Source organism: Pseudazoarcus sp. NS36 (assembly GCF_059703705.1).
Map to the genome: position 1 here is coordinate 344718 of NZ_BAAKJA010000001.1, position 20416 is coordinate 365133.

Annotated in this window: 12 protein-coding genes, 1 tRNA gene and 1 pseudogene; 8 read left to right on the plus strand and 6 right to left on the minus strand. The window is 64.6% G+C overall.

What is annotated here, in order from left to right; translation table 11 throughout:
- Positions 1–48 precede the first annotated feature (48 nt).
- The 3 genes from AC6H0R_RS01670 to apbC all read right to left on the minus strand — a co-directional run bounded on the left by AC6H0R_RS01670 (position 49) and on the right by apbC (position 2552).
- Positions 49–933, minus strand: coding sequence for a hypothetical protein (locus AC6H0R_RS01670; protein ID WP_497579599.1), 885 nt, complete (start codon positions 931–933; stop codon positions 49–51).
- 382 nt (positions 934–1315) lie between these two features.
- A tRNA-Met gene (locus AC6H0R_RS01675) sits at positions 1316–1392 on the minus strand.
- Between the two features lie 68 nt (positions 1393–1460).
- Positions 1461–2552, minus strand: a complete 1092-nt coding sequence (gene apbC, locus AC6H0R_RS01680; RefSeq protein ID WP_497579600.1) for an iron-sulfur cluster carrier protein ApbC — start codon at positions 2550–2552, stop codon at positions 1461–1463.
- A gap of 169 nt (positions 2553–2721) precedes the next feature.
- Between apbC and metG the strand changes: the two genes are divergently transcribed.
- The 8 genes and pseudogenes from metG (at position 2722) to AC6H0R_RS01720 (ending at position 16351) form a co-directional block, all read left to right on the plus strand.
- The gene (metG, locus tag AC6H0R_RS01685; protein WP_497579601.1) at positions 2722–4863 is read left to right on the plus strand and encodes a methionine--tRNA ligase; all 2142 of its coding nucleotides are present in this window, start codon (positions 2722–2724) and stop codon (positions 4861–4863) included.
- Between the two features lie 117 nt (positions 4864–4980).
- The gene (locus AC6H0R_RS01690) at positions 4981–8187 is read left to right on the plus strand and encodes a PAS domain S-box protein (RefSeq protein ID WP_497579602.1); all 3207 of its coding nucleotides are present in this window, start codon (positions 4981–4983) and stop codon (positions 8185–8187) included.
- Positions 8184–10220 carry an ATP-binding protein gene (locus tag AC6H0R_RS01695; protein WP_497579603.1) on the plus strand — a complete coding sequence of 679 codons (2037 nt, stop codon included), beginning with the start codon at positions 8184–8186 and terminating at the stop codon, positions 10218–10220. The genes AC6H0R_RS01690 and AC6H0R_RS01695 overlap by 4 nt, the downstream gene beginning before the upstream one ends.
- On the plus strand, positions 10217–12532 hold the full coding sequence (locus AC6H0R_RS01700) for a CHASE domain-containing protein (RefSeq protein ID WP_497579604.1): 2316 nt from the start codon (positions 10217–10219) through the stop codon (positions 12530–12532). Before AC6H0R_RS01695 ends, AC6H0R_RS01700 begins: the two co-directional genes overlap by 4 nt.
- Positions 12519–12908, plus strand: a complete 390-nt coding sequence (locus AC6H0R_RS01705; RefSeq protein WP_497579605.1) for a response regulator — start codon at positions 12519–12521, stop codon at positions 12906–12908. The genes AC6H0R_RS01700 and AC6H0R_RS01705 overlap by 14 nt, the downstream gene beginning before the upstream one ends.
- Positions 12901–13131: pseudogene (locus AC6H0R_RS01710) on the plus strand (Hpt domain-containing protein); the annotation flags it as partial. The gene AC6H0R_RS01705 and the pseudogene AC6H0R_RS01710, both read left to right, overlap by 8 nt.
- The gene (locus AC6H0R_RS01715; protein WP_497579606.1) at positions 13124–14581 is read left to right on the plus strand and encodes a diguanylate cyclase domain-containing protein; all 1458 of its coding nucleotides are present in this window, start codon (positions 13124–13126) and stop codon (positions 14579–14581) included. The pseudogene AC6H0R_RS01710 and the gene AC6H0R_RS01715, both read left to right, overlap by 8 nt.
- A 102-nt stretch (positions 14582–14683) precedes the next feature.
- Positions 14684–16351 (plus strand): SulP family inorganic anion transporter, encoded by a 1668-nt coding sequence (locus AC6H0R_RS01720; protein ID WP_497579607.1) that lies wholly within the window; start codon positions 14684–14686, stop codon positions 16349–16351.
- 23 nt (positions 16352–16374) lie between these two features.
- On the opposite strand, the gene AC6H0R_RS01725 is transcribed toward AC6H0R_RS01720, so the two are convergent.
- The 3 genes from AC6H0R_RS01725 to AC6H0R_RS01735 form a co-directional block, all read right to left on the minus strand.
- Entirely contained in the window at positions 16375–17478 is a 1104-nt protein-coding gene (locus AC6H0R_RS01725; RefSeq protein ID WP_497579608.1) for a nucleotidyltransferase family protein, read from the minus strand.
- A gap of 116 nt (positions 17479–17594) precedes the next feature.
- Positions 17595–19046 (minus strand): mannose-1-phosphate guanylyltransferase/mannose-6-phosphate isomerase, encoded by a 1452-nt coding sequence (locus AC6H0R_RS01730; RefSeq protein ID WP_497579609.1) that lies wholly within the window; start codon positions 19044–19046, stop codon positions 17595–17597.
- Positions 19043–20371 (minus strand): UDP-glucose dehydrogenase family protein, encoded by a 1329-nt coding sequence (locus tag AC6H0R_RS01735; protein WP_497579610.1) that lies wholly within the window; start codon positions 20369–20371, stop codon positions 19043–19045. The genes AC6H0R_RS01730 and AC6H0R_RS01735 overlap by 4 nt, the downstream gene beginning before the upstream one ends.
- Positions 20372–20416: the final 45 nt, after the last annotated feature.

Consider the following 20416-nt stretch of genomic DNA (forward strand, 5'->3'; position numbering starts at 1 on the left):
TAATTTCTGCAATGCAAACACCGGCGTTGGGAGACCGTGCGCTCCGACTCACCCACCCTCTATGTCCGCCGCGGCGCCAGCCCAGTGGCCGCTCACCAGGTTGTCGGGGCGGCGGCTGGCGCTCACCGATGCACTGCTTGACCAGAACTCGCGCATCACGCTAGTGCCCGCGAACACCCCGAACCCGGAGCCGGCACGGAGTTCACCGCCGGCACGAATGCTTTCACCGGCAATGATCACGCCACCGGCGAACACCCCGCCACCGGCCTGGATGCCCCAACCCGCCTCGACATGCAGACCACCGCGAATCATGTCACCGACCAGCAGCCCATGGCCGACCTTGACGGTGTCCAGCACCATGAAACTCCGATCCACCTTGACGCTCTTGGCGCACTCGACCACGCCGCTGACAACCAGGTCGTGCCCCACCGTAGTCTGTCCCGCCACGCTCAGCGCCTCGCCACAGCTCACCCCCCAACCCGCCTTCAGATCACCACCACATTGCAGGCGCCCTTGAACCTCAACGCCCCACTCCGCCCGCAGGGAGCCCTCGGTGGTGAGGCGGCTACCGCAGCTCAGGTTTCCGCCAATGACCATATCGCCTTGAACATTGATTTCACGACCGACCCTGACGCTCCCGTGAACACGTAACGAACCACCCACCCGCAGGATGCTTTCGCAGTGCAGATTTCCATGTATTTCCACATCACCAGCAAATACCAACGCATCACAATCCACTCCCTCCAGCACCAGCCTGCTATTGACCACACCGAAGTTGTCGACCAGCCAGCAGGCGTCGAGCAGACGCCCCTCGTCGACCAGCGCATCAACAAGCGACTGGTATTCGGCGCCCTCGGGGCTGTGATGAAGAAACCAGCGATAGCCGCTGGAGCAAGGCCGTTTGGCCTTGATCGCACTTTTGTTCAGATCCACATCGACCTCAATGGACGAGCTTCCGTACCGCGCAATCAGGCGGTGCGGAAATCATTCAGGGGAACGACGGACGTACGAGAGCGGCCCTCACAGGGCGAAGCTTCAACGCGTCCGTGTTGATGACGTCAGGGGCGGAGAGCCCTTACGCCGTGCGAGAGGAAATGGAGCGGAAGATCAGTCGCCGCGCCTTTCCTGTCGCACGGCGAAGGAAAGTACGGCGAGCCACCTTTGGAACTGCGGAGTAAGGAGGATCGGGCAAGTACCGGCATGCCCCAGCATCAGACTGGTCACGCTGTTGCTGCTGGCGTGAATGGCACTTTTCATTCCGGCACGGCCCAAAAGAAAAAAGCCAACCGTGAATGATTGGCTTTTTTCGTGAATCTGGTTGCGGGGGCAGGATTTGAACCTGCGACCTTCGGGTTATGAGCCCGACGAGCTGCCAGACTGCTCCACCCCGCGTCTGGAAGAACGAGACTATAGACGGTGATTCGCCTTTCGTCAAATCCGTTTCTGCGATAAGCGGCAGATCAGGTGTTCTGGATGACGATCTTCGGAAACTTGTGGGTCATGTCCTTGGCTTTTTCGGCCACGCTGACGGCAACCTTGCGGGCAATCTCGCCGTAGATCGCGGCAATGCGGCCATCCGGCTCGGCCGCCACCGTGGGCGTACCGGAATCGGCCTCGGTGCAGATCTGCATGTCGAGCGGCAGCGCGCCGAGGAAGGCGACATTGTAGTCGGCGCACATCTTCTCGCCACCGCCAGAGCCAAAGATGCGCTCTTCGTGACCGCACTTGGAGCAGATGTGCACGCTCATGTTCTCGACGATGCCGATGATCGGCACGCCGACCTTCTCGAACATCTTGAGGCCCTTGCGTGCGTCAAGCAGCGCGATGTCCTGCGGCGTGGTGACGATCACCGCGCCGGTGACCGGCACCTTCTGCGACAGCGTGAGCTGGATGTCGCCGGTGCCCGGCGGCATGTCGACGATCAGGTAATCCAGATCGTGCCAGTTGGTTTCGTTGAGCAGCTGCGTGAGTGCTTGCGTGGCCATCGGGCCGCGCCACACCATCGGCGTCTCGGTATCGATCAGGCAGCCGATGGACATGACCTGCAAGCCGTGGGCTTCCAGCGGCTCCATGCGCTTGCCGTCCTGCGACTGCGGGCGCTGGCCGGCCACGCCCAGCATCTGCGGCTGCGAGGGGCCGTAGATGTCGGCATCCAGCACGCCCACGCGCGCACCCTCTGCGGCCAGTGCCAGCGCGAGGTTGGCGGCGGTGGTGCTCTTGCCGACACCGCCCTTGCCGGAAGCCACGGCAATCACGTTCTTGACGTTCGGCAGCAACTGCACGCCCTGCTGCACGGCGTGTGCAACCACCTTCCAGCCCACCTCGACATCCACGCCGGTCACGCCGTCGAGCTTGCCAACCGCGTCGCGCACCAGCGTGGCGATGACTTCCTTCTGGCTGTTGGCCGGGTAACCGAGCTCGACGACCACGCGCACGCGGCCATCAGCCACCTGCACGTCGCGCACGGCACGCTCCGCGACCAGATCCTTGCCGGTATTGGGGTCGATAACGAACTTGAGGACTTCGGAAACGGATTCCCGGCTGACGCTCATGGCTTGCATCCTTCTGAATGGAACGGCGCCCGCACAGGCGCAAGCTGTGCATGATACCCAAGCGTTCGCCGTGACTCACCCATGGCGTGAGTACGGGAATCGCCGGTCGGCACGCGGCGCGTACCGCCGCTTTGCTAGAATCACGCCTTTATCCCGGATTTCAGTCCACATGCCGCGCAACATTCTCGTCACCAACGCCCTGCCCTACGCCAACGGCGACATTCACCTCGGCCATCTCGTAGGCTACATCCAGGCGGACGTCTGGGTGCGCTACCAGCGCATGCGGGGCAATACGGTGCATTACGTCTGCGCCGACGACACGCACGGCACCCCGGTCATGCTGCGCGCCGAGAAGGAAGGCATCACGCCCGAGGCGCTGATCAACCGCGTGCATGGCGAGCACCTGCGCGACTTCACCGGCTTCAACGTCGCCTTCGACAACTACCACTCCACGCATTCGCCCGAAAACCGCGCCTACGCCGAAGACATCTACGGCAAGCTCAAGGCCGCCGGCTTCATCGACACCCGCGCCATCGAGCAGTACTACGACCCCAAGCGCGAGATGTTCCTGCCGGATCGCTTCATCAAGGGCGAATGCCCCAAGTGCGGCGCCGAGGACCAGTACGGCGACAACTGCGAGGTGTGTGGCGCGGCCTACGCCCCCACCGACCTGAAGAACCCGCGCTCGGCAGTGTCCGGTGCCACGCCGGAACTGCGCACTTCCGAGCACTTCTTCTTCCGCCTGTCCGACCCGCGCGCGGTGGCCTTCCTGCGTGAATGGACGCGCGGCGCCAACACCGCCGGCACGCGCCGCCTGCAGCAGGAAGCTGCCAACAAGATGCGCGAATGGCTGGGCGACGAGGGCGAGAACAAGCTCTCCGACTGGGACATCTCGCGCGACGCGCCCTACTTCGGCTTCGAGATTCCGGGGGCGCCGGGCAAGTACTTCTATGTCTGGCTGGATGCGCCGATCGGCTATCTGGCGAGCTTCCGCAACTTCGCCGACAAGACCGGCGGACTGAACGTCGAGGACTACACCGACGCCGCCAAGGCCGAGGCCGCGGGCACCGAGATGGTGCACTTCATCGGCAAGGACATCCTGTATTTCCACGCCCTGTTCTGGCCGGCCATGCTGCACTTCGCCGGCTTCCGCGCGCCCACGCAGCTGGCTGTAAACGGCTTCCTGACCGTCGACGGCGCCAAGATGAGCAAGAGCCGCGGCACCTTCATCACCGCGCAGTCGTATCTGGAGCAGGGGCTCAACCCGGAGTGGCTGCGCTATTACTTCGCCACCAAGTCCAACTCCACCATGGAAGACGTGGACTTGAGCCTTGACGACATGATCGCCAAGGTCAATTCGGATCTGGTCGGCAAGTACGTGAACATCGCCAGCCGCTGCGCCGGCTTCATCGCCAAGCGCTTCGACGGCAAGCTCGCCGCCACCGAAGACGCCGCCTGCGCCGAATTCCGCGCCGCCTGCGATACCGGCACCATCGCCCGGGCCTATGAAGAACGCGACTTCGGCCGCGTCATGCGCGAAATCATGCGTCTGGCCGACATCGCCAACCAGTACGTGAATGACCACAAGCCGTGGGAACTGGCCAAGCAGGAAGGTCAGGAAGCGCGTCTGCACGAGGTGTGCTCGACCGCGCTGACGATGTTCCGCGACCTGTCGCTGTATCTGAAGCCGGTGCTGCCGGCCATGGCCGAAAAGGTCGAGGCCTTCCTCGCCATCGCCCCGCTGAGCTGGCCGCAGACCTGGCAGCCGCTGCCGGCTGGCCACACCATCACCCCCTACCAGCACATGATGACCCGAGTGGAACGCAAACAGATCGACGCCCTGATCGAGGCCAACCGTGACAGCCTCGCCCCCGCCCCCGCCGGCGTGCCGACTTCCGAGCAACGCCACGCCGAGCGCCAGCAAGCTCAGGCACAGGCGGCCGAGACGAGCGAGCCCTTCATTTCCATCGACGACTTCGTCAAGGTCGACCTGCGCGTGGCGCGCATCGCCTCCGCCGAACACGTCGAGGGCGCGGACAAGCTGATCCGCCTGTCGCTCGACATCGGCGAGACCGATGCCGAAGGCAACCCGAAGCCGCGCCAGGTCTTCGCCGGCATCAAGTCGGCCTACGACCCGGCCGCGCTGGTCGGCCGGCTCACCGTCATGGTCGCCAACCTCGCGCCGCGCAAGATGAAGTTCGGCATGAGCGAGGGCATGGTGCTGGCCGCCTCGGACGAGAACGACAAGGCTTCCGGCCTGTACATCCTGTCGCCGGACTCCGGCGCCAAACCGGGCATGCGCATCCGCTGACATCGGCGCCACAGCGGGCTTGGTAGTAGCCCGGGCAAGGGCTTGTAGCGCAGAATGAGCCTGGCGCGGCAATGAGAGCCGCGCCAGGCACTCCCTCCTCTGCCGGCGAGCGTACCGATGCAAACGCCCACAATTCCCGACGACGAGGCCGTCCGGCTTGGCGCCCTGCGCGCAACCGGCCTGCTCGATTCCCTGCCGGAAGAGCGCTTCGACCGCCTGACCCGCCTGGCGCGCCAATTCTTCGAGGTGCCGATCGCGCTGGTGTCGCTGATCGACGCAGAGCGGCAGTGGTTCAAGTCGCGACAGGGACTGGACGCCTGCGAGACCTCACGCGATCTGTCGTTCTGCGGTCACGCCATCCTCGACGACAGCATTCTGGAAGTACCCGACGCCACCCTCGACGCGCGCTTTGCCGACAACCCCCTGGTCACGGGTCCGCCCGACATCCGCTTCTATGTCGGCGCGCCGCTGCACACCCGCGACGGACATCGCATCGGCACCCTGTGCATCATCGACACCCGCCCGCGCGCCCTGAATGAGGCCCAGCGGCAGAGCCTGCGCGATCTTGCCGACTGCATCGAACGCGAAATCAACAGCGCCAACGAGGCGCAACTGCAGGCCCGCCTGACCCGCTCACTGCTGCGCAGCAAAGCCATCCTGCACAGCCTGCCCGACATGGTGTTCGTCGTAGACCGTGCCGGCACCCTGCTCGAAGTCAACGAGCATCCCGACCTGCTGCGCAGGCGTGCAGAACTGCTCGGCCGGCAGCTCGACGCCGTGCTTCCGGCACCTCTTGCGCAACGCTGCATGGCCGCCATCACCCAGACCCTGCGCGGTGGGGCGCTGGTTCACCTGGAGTACACACTGGAAGTTTCCGGCGCACCCGCCGACTTCGAGGCGCGCTTCCGGCGTCTGGACGACGGCGAGGCGCTGGTGCTGATCCGCAACGTCACGGCCGAACGGGCGGCGGTGGCCAAGCTGCGCGCCAGCGAGCAGCGCCTGGCCAGCGTGATCGATGGCACCCACATCGGCACCTGGGAATGGAATATCCAGACTGGCGAGACCGTGTTCAACGAACGCTGGGCCGAAATCGCCGGCTACTCCCTCGAAGAACTGCAGCCCGCCAGCATCCAGACCTGGCTGGATCTGGCCCACCCTGACGACCTGCTGCACTCCGGCTCGATACTGGAAAGACACTTCAGCGGTGAACTCGACCATTACGACGTCGAGTGCCGCGTGCGCCACAAGGACCGACACTGGGTGTGGGTGCACGATCGTGGCCGTGTAGTCACGCGCACGCCGGACGGGCAGCCCGAGCGCATGTTCGGCACGCATGCCGACATCACCGAACAGAAGCTGGCCGAGCAAGCCCTGCGCGACAGCGAACAGCAGTTCCGCTCGCTGGTGGACAGCATTCCCGGCATCACCTTCCGCTGCCGCCTCGACGAACACTGGACCATGCTGTTCATGAGCGCCCAGATCGATCCGCTGTCCGGCTACCCGGCCTCAGATTTCATCGACAACGCAGTGCGCAGCTACGCCAGCGTGATCCATCCGGACGACCGCGAACACACCGAGCAAACGGTATGGAACGCGCTGCGCGGCAACGGCCGATGGGTTGCCGAGTACCGCGTGCTGCATCGCGACGGCTACGTACGCTGGGTGCAGGAGCGCGGCTCCGTGATACGTGATGCACAGGGCGAAGTCGCCTATCTGGACGGCTTCATCCTCGACATTTCAGCCGAGCGCAACGCCCGTCTGGAGATCGAGCGTCAGCTTGAAGCCTTCTCCGTCCTCAACGAGATCGCTGCGGCCGAACCGCGGCCCCTGACCGAGCAGATCTCCCATGCCCTGCGGCTGGCGGCCGACTATCTGGGACTGGAATGCGGCATCGTCAGCCGTATCCGCGACGACGACTACCAGGTGCGGGCCTTCGTCGCCCCGCCGGAGATGCCGCTGCAGCTACGGCAGCATTTCCCGCTGGGGCAGACCTACTGCGCCCTCACGCTGCACAGCGACGACCTGCTCGCTATCGACCGCATGGGCAGCTCGCCCCACCGCTCGCACCCGTGCTACCGGAGCTTCGGTCTGGAATCCTATCTCGGCATCCCGCTCACAGTCGGCGGCGAAGCTTACGGAACCCTCAATTTCTCGGCGCGCGCGCCGCGTGAAACGCCTTTCCGCGAAAGCGAGAAACTTTTCCTGCGGCTGCTCGCTCGCTGGGCGAGCAGCACCATCGAACGCGAGCGCGCATTGCAATCCCTGCGCTTGGGAGAAGCGCGCCTGCGCGGGCTTTTCGAGCTGTCGCCCATCGGCATTGCGCTGAATGACTTCGCCACAGGCGCCTACCTCGAAGTCAACGACGCGCTCCTCGCGCCCACCGGCTACACCCGCGACGAGCTACTTGCGCGGACCTACTGGGACCTGACACCCCCGGAATACCGGGATCACGAGAACGAGCGACTCGTCCAGCTCGAAAAGACCGGGCGCTACGGCCCCTACGAGAAGGAATACATCCGCAAGGACGGCAGTCGCTACCCGGTGCTGCTCAACGGCACGCTGTTGCATGACCCTGACGGCCGCCGTCGCATCTGGTCGATCGTCGAGGACATCTCCGAGCGCAAGCGCATGGAGCAGATGAAGAACGAGTTCATCTCCACGGTCAGCCACGAGCTGCGCACCCCCGTCACGGCACTATCCGGCGCGCTCGGCATGCTGCGCCACGTCAGCGCACACACCCTGTCCGACTCGGCACGCGAGCTGCTCGGCATCGCCGAGAAGAACAGCCAGCGCCTGGGCCTGCTCATCAACGATCTGCTGGACATGGAGAAACTTGCCGCCGGCAAGCTGCGGCTTGATCTCCTCACCCAGCCGCTGCGCCCCATCGTCGAACAGGCAGTAAGCGACAACCAGGTCTATGCTGACCAGTTCAGTGTGGTCTTCGAGCTCGCGGCCGGCCCTCACCCGGTCACCCATGTCGACGCCAACCGGCTCCAGCAAGTGCTCGCCAACCTGCTCTCCAACGCCGCCAAGTTCTCGCCGCGCGGCGGGCGGGTCCAGGTCAGTCTCCAGACCACTGCAACGCACGCCAGCGTGAGCGTCACCGATCACGGCCCCGGCATCCCGGCGGCCTTCCGCGACCGGATCTTCCAGAAATTTTCCCAGTCTGATGCGTCCGACACCCGTCAGCGCGGCGGCACCGGCCTCGGACTGGCCATCTCGCGCGAGCTTGTCGAGCGCATGGGCGGCACCATCGGCTTCGACTCCATCGAAGGGCTCGGCGCGACGTTTCAGGTCAGCTTTCCACTGCAGGAGCCGACGTGAAGCCAAGCGACGCAAGCACGCAAACAAAGAAGCATCCGGGCCGCCTGGCGCGGCTGACGCTACCGTTGCTCATATTCTGCAGCGTCGTTATCGCGACCGAGTACGTTGCACGTCAGGCGGACCGCGAAGCGCACGCGCAAAGACACCAGCAGCTGCTGCAACAGGCCAGCAGCGTGCGAGTTGCGTTGGAGTCCGAGCTCAACGCGATCGCCTTTCTGGCGAATGGCATCGAGTCCTACGTTGTTGCCCGCAACGGCGACATCGACGGAGCAGAGATCGAACCCATGCTCGCCTTGCTGTTCGAGCGCGGCCGCCATTTCCGCAATATCGGCATCGCTCCGGCCAACGAGCTGCGCTACATCTATCCGCTCGCGGGAAATGAGGCGGCAGTGGGCCTGCGTTACGAAGACAATCCGAAGCAATGGCCGGCCGTACTCAACGTCATCCAGAGCGGCCAGCCCGTGCTGGCCGGACCGCTCGATCTCGTCCAGGGCGGCCAGGCGCTCATCTACCGGGCACCGATCTACATCAACGGCACCTACTGGGGGCTTCTGAGCACCGTCATTGATTCCGCAAGCATCCTGGAGATCACCGCACCACTCATGAACCACCCGGCTTTGCGGTTCGCGCTACGCCATGCGGAACCCATTTCAGCCGGTGAACGGGTATTCATCGGAGAGCCGGAAACATTCGAGAACGCGCCGATACTGCTGGACATCACCGTGCCTGGCGCGCATTGGCAGATGTCCGTAGCACCAATACACACCGCTGCCAGCCTATCCACAGACATCCGAGTTGCGGGCTACTTGCTGGCATCACTGGCATTCCTGCTCAGCGGACTCGCATTGCGCTACCTGCTGCAGCGGACTCAGCTGGCTCAGATGGAGATCGCCGTTGAAGACAGTTCAGAGAATCTGCTGCGCACGACCCGGATGCTGCGCTCGGTACTGGGCGCGGCAACCCGCTTCTCGATCATCGCGACCGACCAGCACGGCAGCATCACGCTGTTCAATCGCGGCGCTGAGCTGATGCTCGGCTACGACGCGGCGGAAATGATCGACGTACACACACCGGCCGTGCTGCACCTCCCGGAAGAGGTCGCAGCCCGGTCTGCGGAGCTCACACGCTCGCTGGGGCATCCGATCGACGGCTTCAGGGTATTCACCGAGCAAGCCGAACTCGCTGGTTTTGAAACGCGTGAGTGGACCTATCGGCACAAGGACGGACATTGCATTCCGGTCGTACTGACCGTAACCGTGCTGCGCGACCCGCGCGATCAGGTGACCGGCTATCTGGGCATTGCCGAGGACATTTCCGAGCGCAAACGCACACAGCGCCTGAAGGACGAATTCATTGCCACTGTCAGCCACGAACTGCGCACTCCGTTGACCGCCATTTCCGGCGCGCTGGGCCTGGTCGCGAGCGGCCGACTCGGCGCACTGACCGAACCGATGAGCGAAATGCTGATGGCAGCAGTACGCAACGGCAAACGGCTCGAACTGCTCATCAACGACCTGCTTGACATGGAAAGGCTGGCCTCCGGGAAGCTGCGCCTCGATCTGCGCCCTCAGGCATTGCGCCCGCTCCTCGAACAGGCCGTGCGCGACAACCAGGCCTACGCCGATCAGTTCAACGTCACCCTCGAACTGTTTCCGGGGACTGACGTGATTGCTGAAGTCGACGCCAACCGCTTGCAACAGGTACTCGCCAACCTGCTCTCCAACGCCACAAAGTTCTCTCCGCACGAGGCCAGCGTCGAGATCAGCCTCGAAACCCACGCCGACCACGCCCGCATCCGTATCACCGACCACGGACCCGGCATACCGGCCGCCTTCCGCGAGCACATCTTCCAGAAGTTCTCGCAGTCCGATGCCTCCGACACCCGCCAGCGTGGCGGCACCGGCCTCGGGCTGGCCATCACGCGCGAACTGGTCGAACGCATGGGCGGCATCATCGGTTTCGACTCGACGGCAGGGCTGGGTGCCAGCTTCTGGGTGGAATTCCCCCGCCAGACACAGGATCTCCACTCATGAACACGCAGGGCATTCCCGACGGCAGGCAGAACAGCGGCTTGAAGGTGTTCGGCACGGCTTTGGCCAGCCGGCGCGGGCTGATCGCCTGGAGCACGCTGCTGCTTGGACTGACACTCACGTGGCTGGTCTCGGCACACCTGCGTGAACAGGAGATGCGTGCGGCGGACCAACAGTTCAGCCTGCTGGCGCGGAAGGTGGTCAACGAGATACGCCAGCGTCTGCTCGATCACGAGCAGATCCTGCTCGGTGGCGCAGGGCTGCTCGATGCAACGGGTTCGGCAACCCGGGAGCAATGGCATGACTACGTGTCACGCCTGAAACTGAGCGAACGCTACCCCGGTATCCAGGGCGTAGGCTTCAGTCTGGCGATCCGGCCGGAAGCACTGGGCGAGCACGTAGACGAAATGCGCCGCAGCGGATTTCGCGACTATGCGATCAAGCCTGCCGGAGAGCGCGACCTGTACACCTCCATCGTTTTCCTGGAACCCTTCGCTGGCCGCAATCTGGCCGCTTTCAGCTATGACATGTTTTCGGAGCCGACCCGCCGCACGGCCATGGCCAAGGCGGTGGACGAAGCTCGTACAACCATCTCCGGCAAGGTCCGCTTGCTGCAGGAAACGCACGGGCGTGAGCAGGCCGGCATCCTGATGTACGTACCGGTGTACCGGCCCGACCAAGCGACCGATACGCCACAGGCGCGCTGGCAGGCTTTGCACGGCTTCGTGTATAGCCCCTATCGTATGGACGACCTGATGCACGGCGTGGTCGGAGAACAAAACGAACACATCGACTTCAGCCTCTATGACGGCGACGCCGCCGACGCGCAAAACCTGTTGCATCAGTCGGACGCTGATGAAGCAACGCCACACGCCCCCGCTTTTTTCCGGACCCACCGCATCGAGGCCTACGGTCGCATCTGGACCGCCGTCACCCGCAGCCGCGCAAGCTTCGAGAAAGGCTTTGACGAGACGCTTGACTGGCTCGCACCGTCACTGGGCGCCGGGATCAGCCTGTCCCTGTTTGTCGTGCTGCTTGTGCTGCTCGGCCACCGGGAGCGAGCCATGGAACTCGCGCATGAAATGGCCATGCGTCAAGCCGCCTCGGAGCGCCGCTTCCGCCACCTGTTCCTCAACATGGGCCAGGGCGTACTGATTCACGGCCCGGACGGCCGCATCGCGGAAGCCAACCCGGCGGCCGAACGCATCCTGGGCCAAGCCCGCGAGAGCCTGCTGGACAGTCCTTCGGCATTTGCAGAACGTGACACGGTGCACGAGGACAAATCGCCCTGCGCTCCCGACCAGTTTCCGGCACAGCGGGTCTCGCTGGAGGAAGGACAGGCGGTGACCGGCGCGGTGCTCGGCATCCGCCGTACGCCCGACGACGACTGGCGCTGGCTGCGCATCGACGCCTATGCCTCACGCATCAGCGAACACGACACCGCGCCGGAGATTTACGAGGTGTTCGCCGACATCACCGACCAGAAACTGATCGAGCGCATGAAGAACGAGTTCGTGTCGACCGTCAGTCATGAGCTACGCACACCACTGACCTCGATCTCCGGCGCGCTGGGCATGATCGACGGAGGCAAGGTCGGCGAGATGACTGACCAGATGCGCCAACTCGTGTCGATTGCGCTTAAGAACAGCAGACGTCTGAGCCAGCTCATCAACGATCTGCTCGACATCGAGAAGATTTCGGCCGGCGGGGTGGAATTCGCAATGTCGCCCCAGGCACTTGCGCCGCTGGTGGCGCAGGCCGTCGAGCACAACCGCCCGTTCGCGGATGAACGCGCGGTGACGCTCGAGGTGGAAGCTCATGAAGTGGACTGCACGGTACGTGTCGACAGCCAGCGACTGGCTCAGGTCATGGCCAACCTGCTCTCCAATGCCATCAAGTTCTCACCCGAAGGAAGCCGGGTGCTCGTTGCGCTGGAGCTCGACCAGGAATGTGTCAGGGTGAAGTTCACCGATCAGGGCTGCGGTGTTCCGGAGTCCTTCCGCGACCGCATTTTCCAGAAATTCTCACAAGCCGACGCATCCGACAGTCGCAGCAAGGGCGGCACCGGGCTCGGGCTGTCAATCACCCGCGAGCTGGTCGAGCGCATGGGCGGGCGCATCGGTTTCCAGTCGCAGGAAGGCCGCGGAAGCGTGTTCTGGTTCGAGCTGCCGATCCTGCGCGACGCCCCGGAAGAAGGCGGCGCGAGTACCGCCGGCAGTGCTCCGGCGGAGCACTCCGCGCGTGAATCGGCGGTATCCTCGACTAGCTCTCCGGATACGGCAGCCTCAGGGGGAAAACCGAATGGAAACGCTTGAACGGGTGTTGTATGTCGAGGACGAAGCGGATATCCGCGTCATTGCCAAACTCGCCCTGGAGACCATCGGCGGCTTCAACGTCCTGACCTGCGCCTCGGGCGAGGAAGCGCTGCGCGAGGTCGAACACTTCGCCCCCGACATCATCCTGCTCGACGTAATGATGCCCGGCATGGACGGGCCCAGTGTGCTGTATGCCCTGCGTGCCCTGCCGAGCCTGACCAAGGTACCGGTGGCGTTCATGACCGCCAAGGTGCAACCGGCCGAAGTGGAACATTTCCGCTCACTGGGCGCGCTCGACGTCATCGCCAAGCCCTTTGATCCGATGACGCTGTCAGACCATGTCCGCAGCATCTGGGAGCGCGCCTGCGATGAGTGAGGACCCTGCCCAGAAGCTGGCCGCACAGCTGGATCGCCTGCGCCAGGAGTATGCCGCCCGACTGCCGGCGCAGATCGCCGACTTGCTGGCACTGAGCGAGCGCCTGTGCGGCGCCGAGCCGGCCGACGCGGACCTTCACGAACTTCACCACGGCTTGCACAAACTCGCCGGCTCGGGAGGCACGTTCGGCTTCTCCGCACTGAGCTCTGCAGCGCGTGCGCTTGAACTGCAGACCAAGTACTGGCGCGAAGTCGGCGCCGGGAATATCGAAATCTCGACACGCCAGGCCTTGTCGAAGGCCATCTCCGGCCTCGACAAGACGGCGCAAGCCCCCCCCCCTGTCCACAACCGCCAGCACGCAACCGCGGCCTGCGGCGGCCAGCAATTCCGCGCAGCGAGCCTGGAGCCTCTGGCTGATCGAAGACGACGAGCTGATCGGGCGCGAGCTCAGTCATCAGATCGAAGCCTTCAATTTTGTGGTGCGGCATTTCACCCGCATCGAAGACGCCGAACAGGCCGCGCACAGCGCCTGCCCCGACTTGCTGATCGCGGACATCGTGCTGGAGGCGGGTAGCGACTCGACCTTGACGCTGGGAGACTTTCCGCGCCTGTCGGCCTGTGGCTGCCCGCTGATCTTCATCAGCTCGCACGACGATTTCGCCGCACGCGTGCGGGCAGTGCGCATGGGCGCCAGCGGCTATCTCCTCAAGCCCATCGACACGCCTCGCCTGATCCGCCGCATGACCCAACTTCTGGAGGCCCGCGACGCCCCGGCCGAGCGGGTACTCATCGTCGAAGACGATCAGCCTCTGGCCGAGCACTACCGACTGGTACTGCAGGCTGCCGGGACCGAAGCGCATTGCCTGCACGACCCCGAACTTCTGATCGAAACGATCGCGACCTTGCGCCCCGAGCTGATTCTCATGGACATGCACATGCCGCGCTACTCCGGCCCCGAACTGGCCGGCGTGGTGCGTCAGCACGACAACTGGGCAAGCCTGCCGATCGTCTATCTGTCGGCCGAGACCGACCTCCTTCAGCAGATTCAAGCCATGCGCCACGGCGCCGACGACTTCCTGACCAAGCCGATCTCGGACGCGCAGCTGGTTGCCACCGTGCGCAGCCGTGTCGAGCGGGCCCGCGTGCTCGAAGGCCTGATCAGTCTGGACAGTCTCACCGGCCTGCTCAAACACTCGGCCATCAAGGATGCCGCCGCCCGCATGCTGGCGCGTGCCCGGCGCAATGGCAGCACGGTCACGGTGGCGATGCTCGACATCGATCACTTCAAGCGCGTTAACGACACCTACGGCCACTCCGTGGGCGACATCGTCATTTCCTCACTCGCCACCCTGTTGCGCCAACGCCTGCGCACCACCGACATCATCGGACGCTACGGTGGCGAAGAGTTCGTCGCCGTACTGCCCGAGTGCACGTCCGAACAGGCTCGCAAGCTGATGGACGACATCCGCGAGCGCTTCTCCCAGCTGCATTTCAGTCACACCGGGAAATCCTTCAGCTGCTCGCTGACGGCCGGCCTGGCCGCCTCGGGCGACCATCCATCGCTGGACGCCGACGGGCTGATCGAAGCCGCCGACAAGGCCCTGTACGAGGGCAAGCATGGCGGTCGCAACCAGATCCGCATCGCACACGCGACGCCGCCCGGATGCCGCTGACGCCTTCCAAGCGCTGGATGGTTCGACGGCGCAGACAACGACGAACGGCCTGCCCGGCCGCCGTTGTTGTTGCGCCCTCGAACCCCGCTGGAGAAGGCCCCGATGTTTCACTTCCGTCCCAAGCTGCTCGACACCCTTCCGGGCTATGACCGGGAGACGCTGACCGGCGACCTTGCCGCCGGCATCACCGTCGGCGTGCTCGCGCTGCCACTGGCCATGGCCTTTGCCATCGCGAGCGGAATGAGCCCGGCCGCCGGCATCTGGACCGCCATTGTGGCGGGTCTGCTGGTTTCGCTGCTGGGCGGCTCGCGCGTGCAGATCGGCGGGCCGACCGGGGCTTTCATCCCCATCGTCTACGTCATCGTGCTCGACTACGGCGTGGCCAACCTGCTGGTTGCGACCATGATGTCGGGCGTGATGCTGTTCGCGATGGGCGCCTTCAAGCTCGGCACGATGATCCGCTTCATCCCGATCTCGGTCGTGATCGGCTTCACCAACGGCATCGCCGTGGTGATCTTTCTCTCGCAGATCAAGGACTTCCTCGGTCTGCGGATCGAGCAGATGCCGGGTGAGTTCTTCGGCAAGATGGAGGCGCTGACTGGCGCGCTGCACAGCGCGCATGCGCCCACCATCGCGCTGGCGGTGGCTTCCGTGGCGGTGCTGGTGGCCTGGAATCGCGCCGCAGCACACATCCGATGGATGCGCCGTGCGCCGGGGCCTCTGGCTGTACTGGTGCTGGCCACCGTCGCCAATGCGCTGTTCGTCTTCCCGGTAGACACCATCGGCAGTCGCTTCGGCGGCATTCCGCAGGGCTTGCCGGACTTCGGCCTGCCGACCATCGAACTCGGCACGCTCGGCAAGCTCATTGCGCCAGCGCTGACCATCGCCCTGCTCGGCGCCATCGAATCGCTGCTCTCGGCGCGGGTGGCCGACAACCATATCGGCGACCGCCACAACCCCAACCAGGAGCTGATGGCACAAGGCGTGGCCAACATCGCCGCACCGCTGTTCGGCGGCTTTGCCGCCACCGGCGCCATCGCGCGCACCGCCACCAACATCCGCAGCGGCGGCCGCACGCCGGTGGCCGGCATCGTGCACGCCAGCGTGTTGTTATTGATGGTGCTGGCGCTGGCGCCGCTGGCCAGCCACATCCCGCTCGCCACGCTGTCAGCCATTGTCGTCATCGTGGCGATCAACATGGGCGAATGGCACGCCTTCCGGCTGGCCGAACTGCGGCGCCACAGCCGACCGTACGCGGCCACCCTGCTGACGACCTTTGCGCTGACGGTGCTGTTCGACCTGACCTTGGCGGTACAGGCCGGACTGGTGATGTCGGCGCTGGTGTACCTCTTCCGCATGTCCGACCTGACCCGGCTGGAAGCGGTGGATCTGTCGGCGCACCTGGACACGCGTTTGCCGGACGGCAGCCCGCGCGTACTGGCCTTCCGCCTTGTCGGCAGCCTGTTCTTCGGTGCCAGCCACAAGCTTGACGCGCTGCTCGCCGACATCGGCCAGCCACAGGTGCTCGTGCTGGACCTCGACCGCATGGTGCACATCGACACCACCGGCCTCGATATCCTGCACACGCTGCATCACGATCTGGCCCGGCGCGGCATCCGCCTGATGCTTGCCGGCCTGCAGACGCAGCCCGCCCTGCTGCTGCGCCGCGCAGGCTTCGATGCCACGCTGGGCGCGGACACCATTGCACGCGACCTCGACGACGCGCTGTCACGCGTCCGGCAGAGCGCAAGCGACGTTCCCTACAACTGAGGGCGAGCCGCCCGGCGCAGGCCTCAGCCGCGCGCATCCCCCCAGCGCAAGGCGGTGTTGTCGTCGCCGACGTACAGCGTCTTGCCGGAACGATCCACGCAGTACTGCGGCGAGAGGATCTTCTCCTTGAAGACCTGCCCCTCACCCACGCGGGTGTGCTCGAACAGGATGCTCTGCTCCACCCTGGAGCCCGCGCGCAGGTGGCTGCCGTGCCCGATCCAGGTCGGCCCGATCACCGACACGCCAGGCTCGATGCGCACGTTGGAGCCAATGTAGACCGGCCCCACCACCTGCACGCTGTCCCAATCGATCGAGGTATTCAGCCCCTGCCGCACGCCCGGCTTGACCTCCTTGCCGGGCATGTCCATCTGCGCCACTTCGCCACGCAACACGCGCTGCAGCACGGCCCAGTAGTCGGACAGCCGCCCGATGTCGATCCAGTTGAAGAAGCGCGTCTGGGCGTAGAACGGCAGCTCCTTTTCGACCAGCAACGGAAACAGCTGGCTGCCGATATCGAAGACTTCTCCCGAGGGGATGAGGTCGAGCACTTCCGGTTCGAGCAGATAGATGCCGGTACTCGCGAGGGTGGATTTCGCCTCCTCGGGCTTGGGCTTTTCCTGGAACGAGCAGACCCGCCCCTTTGCGTCGGTCACGACGATGCCGTAGTTGCTGACCTGATCGCGCGGCACCTCCAGCGTCACGACACTGGCCATGGCCTTCTTCATGTGGTGTTCGTCGAGCGCAGCGCGGATGTCGAGGTCTATGATGGCGTCCCCGCAGATCACCAGCGTGGTCTCGTCAAAGAAACCGCCGAAGTCCTGGATCTTGCGCATGCCCCCGGCCGAGCCCAGCGGCTTCGGCACGATCTCGCCGTGGTCGCGCACGCCTTCGTAGGAGTAGCCGATATCCACGCCCCAACGGTGGCCATCGCCGAAGTAGTTCTCGATCTTGTAGTGGTTGTAGGCCACGTTGATCATGATCTCGCGGATGCCGTAGCGCTCGAGATGCTCGATCAGATACTCCAGCACCGGTTTTCCGAGGATGGGCACCATCGGCTTGGGCATGTTCTTTGTGAGCGGTCTGACACGCGTTCCCTGTCCCGCAGCCAGAATCATTCCCTTCGCCATATTCAATCTCCCTCGCGCGCTCGCGCAATCACACTCAAAAATGCGTTCTCACCCGGTGCAGGCACGCGCCGGATGTCCAAGAGACTCCGCCGGACGGCGGGCCCCGTTAAGCCTGCTCAGCCGGCCACACGTCCGTAGGTATCCTCGAAGCGGACAATGTCGTCCTCGCCCAGATAGCCGCCCGACTGCACCTCGATCAGCTCCAGCGGCACCTTGCCGGGGTTGGCGAGACGGTGGGTTTGCCCCAGCGGGATGTAGGTCGACTCGTTCTCGCCCAGCAGGAATACGCGCTCACCGCAGGTCACCTCGGCCGTACCCTTGACCACGATCCAGTGTTCGGCCCGGTGGTGGTGCATCTGCAGACTCAGCGACGCGCACGGATTGACGACGATGCGCTTGACCTGGAAGCGCTCGCCGAAGTCGATGGAGTCGTACCAGCCCCATGGGCGATAGACCTTGCGATGGGTCTGCGTCAGCTGCCGGCCTTCGGCCTTAAGCCGCTCCACGAGCTTCTTCACGTCCTGCGTGCAATCCTTGCGCGCGACCATCACCGCATCGGCGGTTTCGACGATCACCATGTCTTCGCAGCCCAGCGCGGCCACCAGCCGGTGGCCGGCATGCACCAAGGTATTGCGGCTGGCTTCGAGCATGACCTCGCCGCGGGCGGCATTGCCGTCGGCATCCTTGTCGGACACCGCCCACAGCGAATCCCAGGCTCCGACGTCGGACCAGCCGGCCTCCAGCGGGACGACCACGCCCTGCCCCACCTCCGGGGCGGAGCCGAGCTTTTCCATCACCGCGTAGTCGATCGAATCCGACGGGCAGGCGGCAAATGCGGCCGCCCCCACGCGCAGGAAGTCGGCGTCGACCTGACGCTGCGCGAAGGCCTCGCGGCAGGCGTCCGCAATATCGGAGCGAAAGTGCGTCAGCGCCTGCAGCCACACCGATGCCCGCATCATGAAGATGCCGCTGTTCCAGAAGTACTCGCCGCTCGCGACGTAGCGCGCGGCCGTTGTCGCATCGGGCTTCTCGACGAATTCCTCAAGCGCCCTGGCGCTGCTTGCGGCTTCATCACGCCCCGCCCGGATATAGCCATAGCCCGTTTCGGGCCGGTCCGGGACGATTCCAAAGGTCACCAACTTGCCGGCGTCGGCCTCGGCCACGCCCACGGCGATGGCCTGGCGGAAGGCCGCAAGGTCCGAAACCACATGGTCGGCAGGCATTACCAGCAAGACCGGATCGTCCCCATCGAGCATGGCCGCCAAAGCCGCCAACGCCAACGCAGGCGCCGTGTTTCTCCCTTCGGGTTCGAGCACGATCTGCGGCGAGCGGATGCCGATCTGACGCAGCTGCTCCGCCACCAGAAAACGGCACGCCTCGTTGCTGACCACCAACGGGCGCGGATCAACCACAGCCCCTTCCAGCCCGACGAGTCGCAGCGCAGTCTCCTGCAGCAGCGAGTTCTCCCCGGTGAGCGGCAGCAACTGTTTTGGATAGGACTCCCGCGAGGCCGGCCACAGCCGGGTACCCGACCCTCCCGAGAGGATGACGTTTCGGACGCTGATCATGTTCTGCCTCTGCCTATTGCGTAGTATTCGATGCCCTGTGCGCGAAGCTGCGCAGGGTCGTACATGTTCCGTCCGTCGAAGATCACGGGGTGCTTCAAGCGGCTCTTGATCGCATCGAAGTCAGGGCTGCGGAATTCCTTCCATTCCGTCGCAATGACCAATGCATCGGCGTCGTCGAGCACACTTTTCGGTCGCCCGCCGTACTTCAGCCGCGGTTCATCCCCGAAGATCCGCTCGCTCTCCTGCATGGCGACCGGATCGTAAGCCGATACCGTGGCGCCGCGCTTGAACAGCTCGGCAATGAGTACGCGACTCGGCGCATCCCGCATGTCGTCGGTATCGGGCTTGAAAGCCAGCCCCCACAGTGCGAAACAGCGGCCCGACAGATCTTCGCCGAAGCGCGCCACGATCTTGTCGATGAGCACGCACTTCTGTCGCTCGTTGGCACGCTCCACGGCCTGCAGGACCTGCAGGTCCTGCCCGTGTTCGCTGGCCGTCCGGATCAGGGCCTTCACGTCCTTCGGAAAGCACGAACCGCCGTAACCGCAGCCTGCGTACAGGAAGTGCCGGCCGATGCGCGGATCGCTGCCGATACCTTGCCTCACCAGCTCGATGTCGGCGCCGAGCACTTCGGCCAGATTGGCCAGCTCGTTCATGAAGCTGATGCGCGTCGCGAGCATCGCGTTGGCGGCGTACTTGGTCAGCTCGGCCGAGCGCACATCCATGAACACCAGACGCTCGTGACTGCGCTGGAACGGCGCGTAGAGCTCGCGCATCAAGCCGATTGCACGTTCGTCGTCGGCGCCGACGACGATGCGGTCAGGGCGCATGAAATCCTCGATCGCCGCCCCTTCCTTCAGGAACTCGGGATTCGACACGACACTGAAGGCCGCCTCGCTGCCGCGAGCCGCAAGTTCCTCCGCAACCGCTGCCTGCACGCGATCGGCGGTCCCGACGGGCACCGTCGACTTGTCGACGATCACCCGGTAACCATCCATATGCCGGCCGATGCCGCGCGCGGCGGCCACCACATACTGCAGGTCGGCCGAGCCGTCCTCGTCGGGCGGCGTACCCACCGCAATGAACTGGATGGTGCCGTGCAGCGCCCCCTTCTCCACATCGGTGGTGAAGGATAGGCGCCCGGCCTCGACGTTGCGGCGCACTACCGCGAGCAACCCGGGCTCGTGAATGGGAATGCCGCCTTCCTCGAGGATGCGGATCTTCTGCGGGTCCACATCCACGCACAACACGTCATTACCCATGTCGGCAAGACACGCGCCCGACACCAGACCGACATAGCCGGAACCAATCACCGAAATTTTCATATCACCATCAACAGGTCAGAAATTACGTGCGCGCCGCCGGACAAA

Coding starts and splice junctions, on each gene's coding strand:
- AC6H0R_RS01720 (WP_497579607.1), top strand. CDS start 14,684: ATGTTTCACTTCCGTCCCAAGCTGCTCGACACCCTTCCGGGCTATGAC.
- AC6H0R_RS01705 (WP_497579605.1), top strand. CDS start 12,519: ATGGAAACGCTTGAACGGGTGTTGTATGTCGAGGACGAAGCGGATATC.
- metG (WP_497579601.1), top strand. CDS start 2,722: ATGCCGCGCAACATTCTCGTCACCAACGCCCTGCCCTACGCCAACGGC.
- AC6H0R_RS01700 (WP_497579604.1), top strand. CDS start 10,217: ATGAACACGCAGGGCATTCCCGACGGCAGGCAGAACAGCGGCTTGAAG.
- AC6H0R_RS01725 (WP_497579608.1), bottom strand. CDS start 17,478: ATGGCGAAGGGAATGATTCTGGCTGCGGGACAGGGAACGCGTGTCAGA.
- apbC (WP_497579600.1), bottom strand. CDS start 2,552: ATGAGCGTCAGCCGGGAATCCGTTTCCGAAGTCCTCAAGTTCGTTATC.
- AC6H0R_RS01735 (WP_497579610.1), bottom strand. CDS start 20,371: ATGAAAATTTCGGTGATTGGTTCCGGCTATGTCGGTCTGGTGTCGGGC.
- AC6H0R_RS01730 (WP_497579609.1), bottom strand. CDS start 19,046: ATGATCAGCGTCCGAAACGTCATCCTCTCGGGAGGGTCGGGTACCCGG.
- AC6H0R_RS01690 (WP_497579602.1), top strand. CDS start 4,981: ATGCAAACGCCCACAATTCCCGACGACGAGGCCGTCCGGCTTGGCGCC.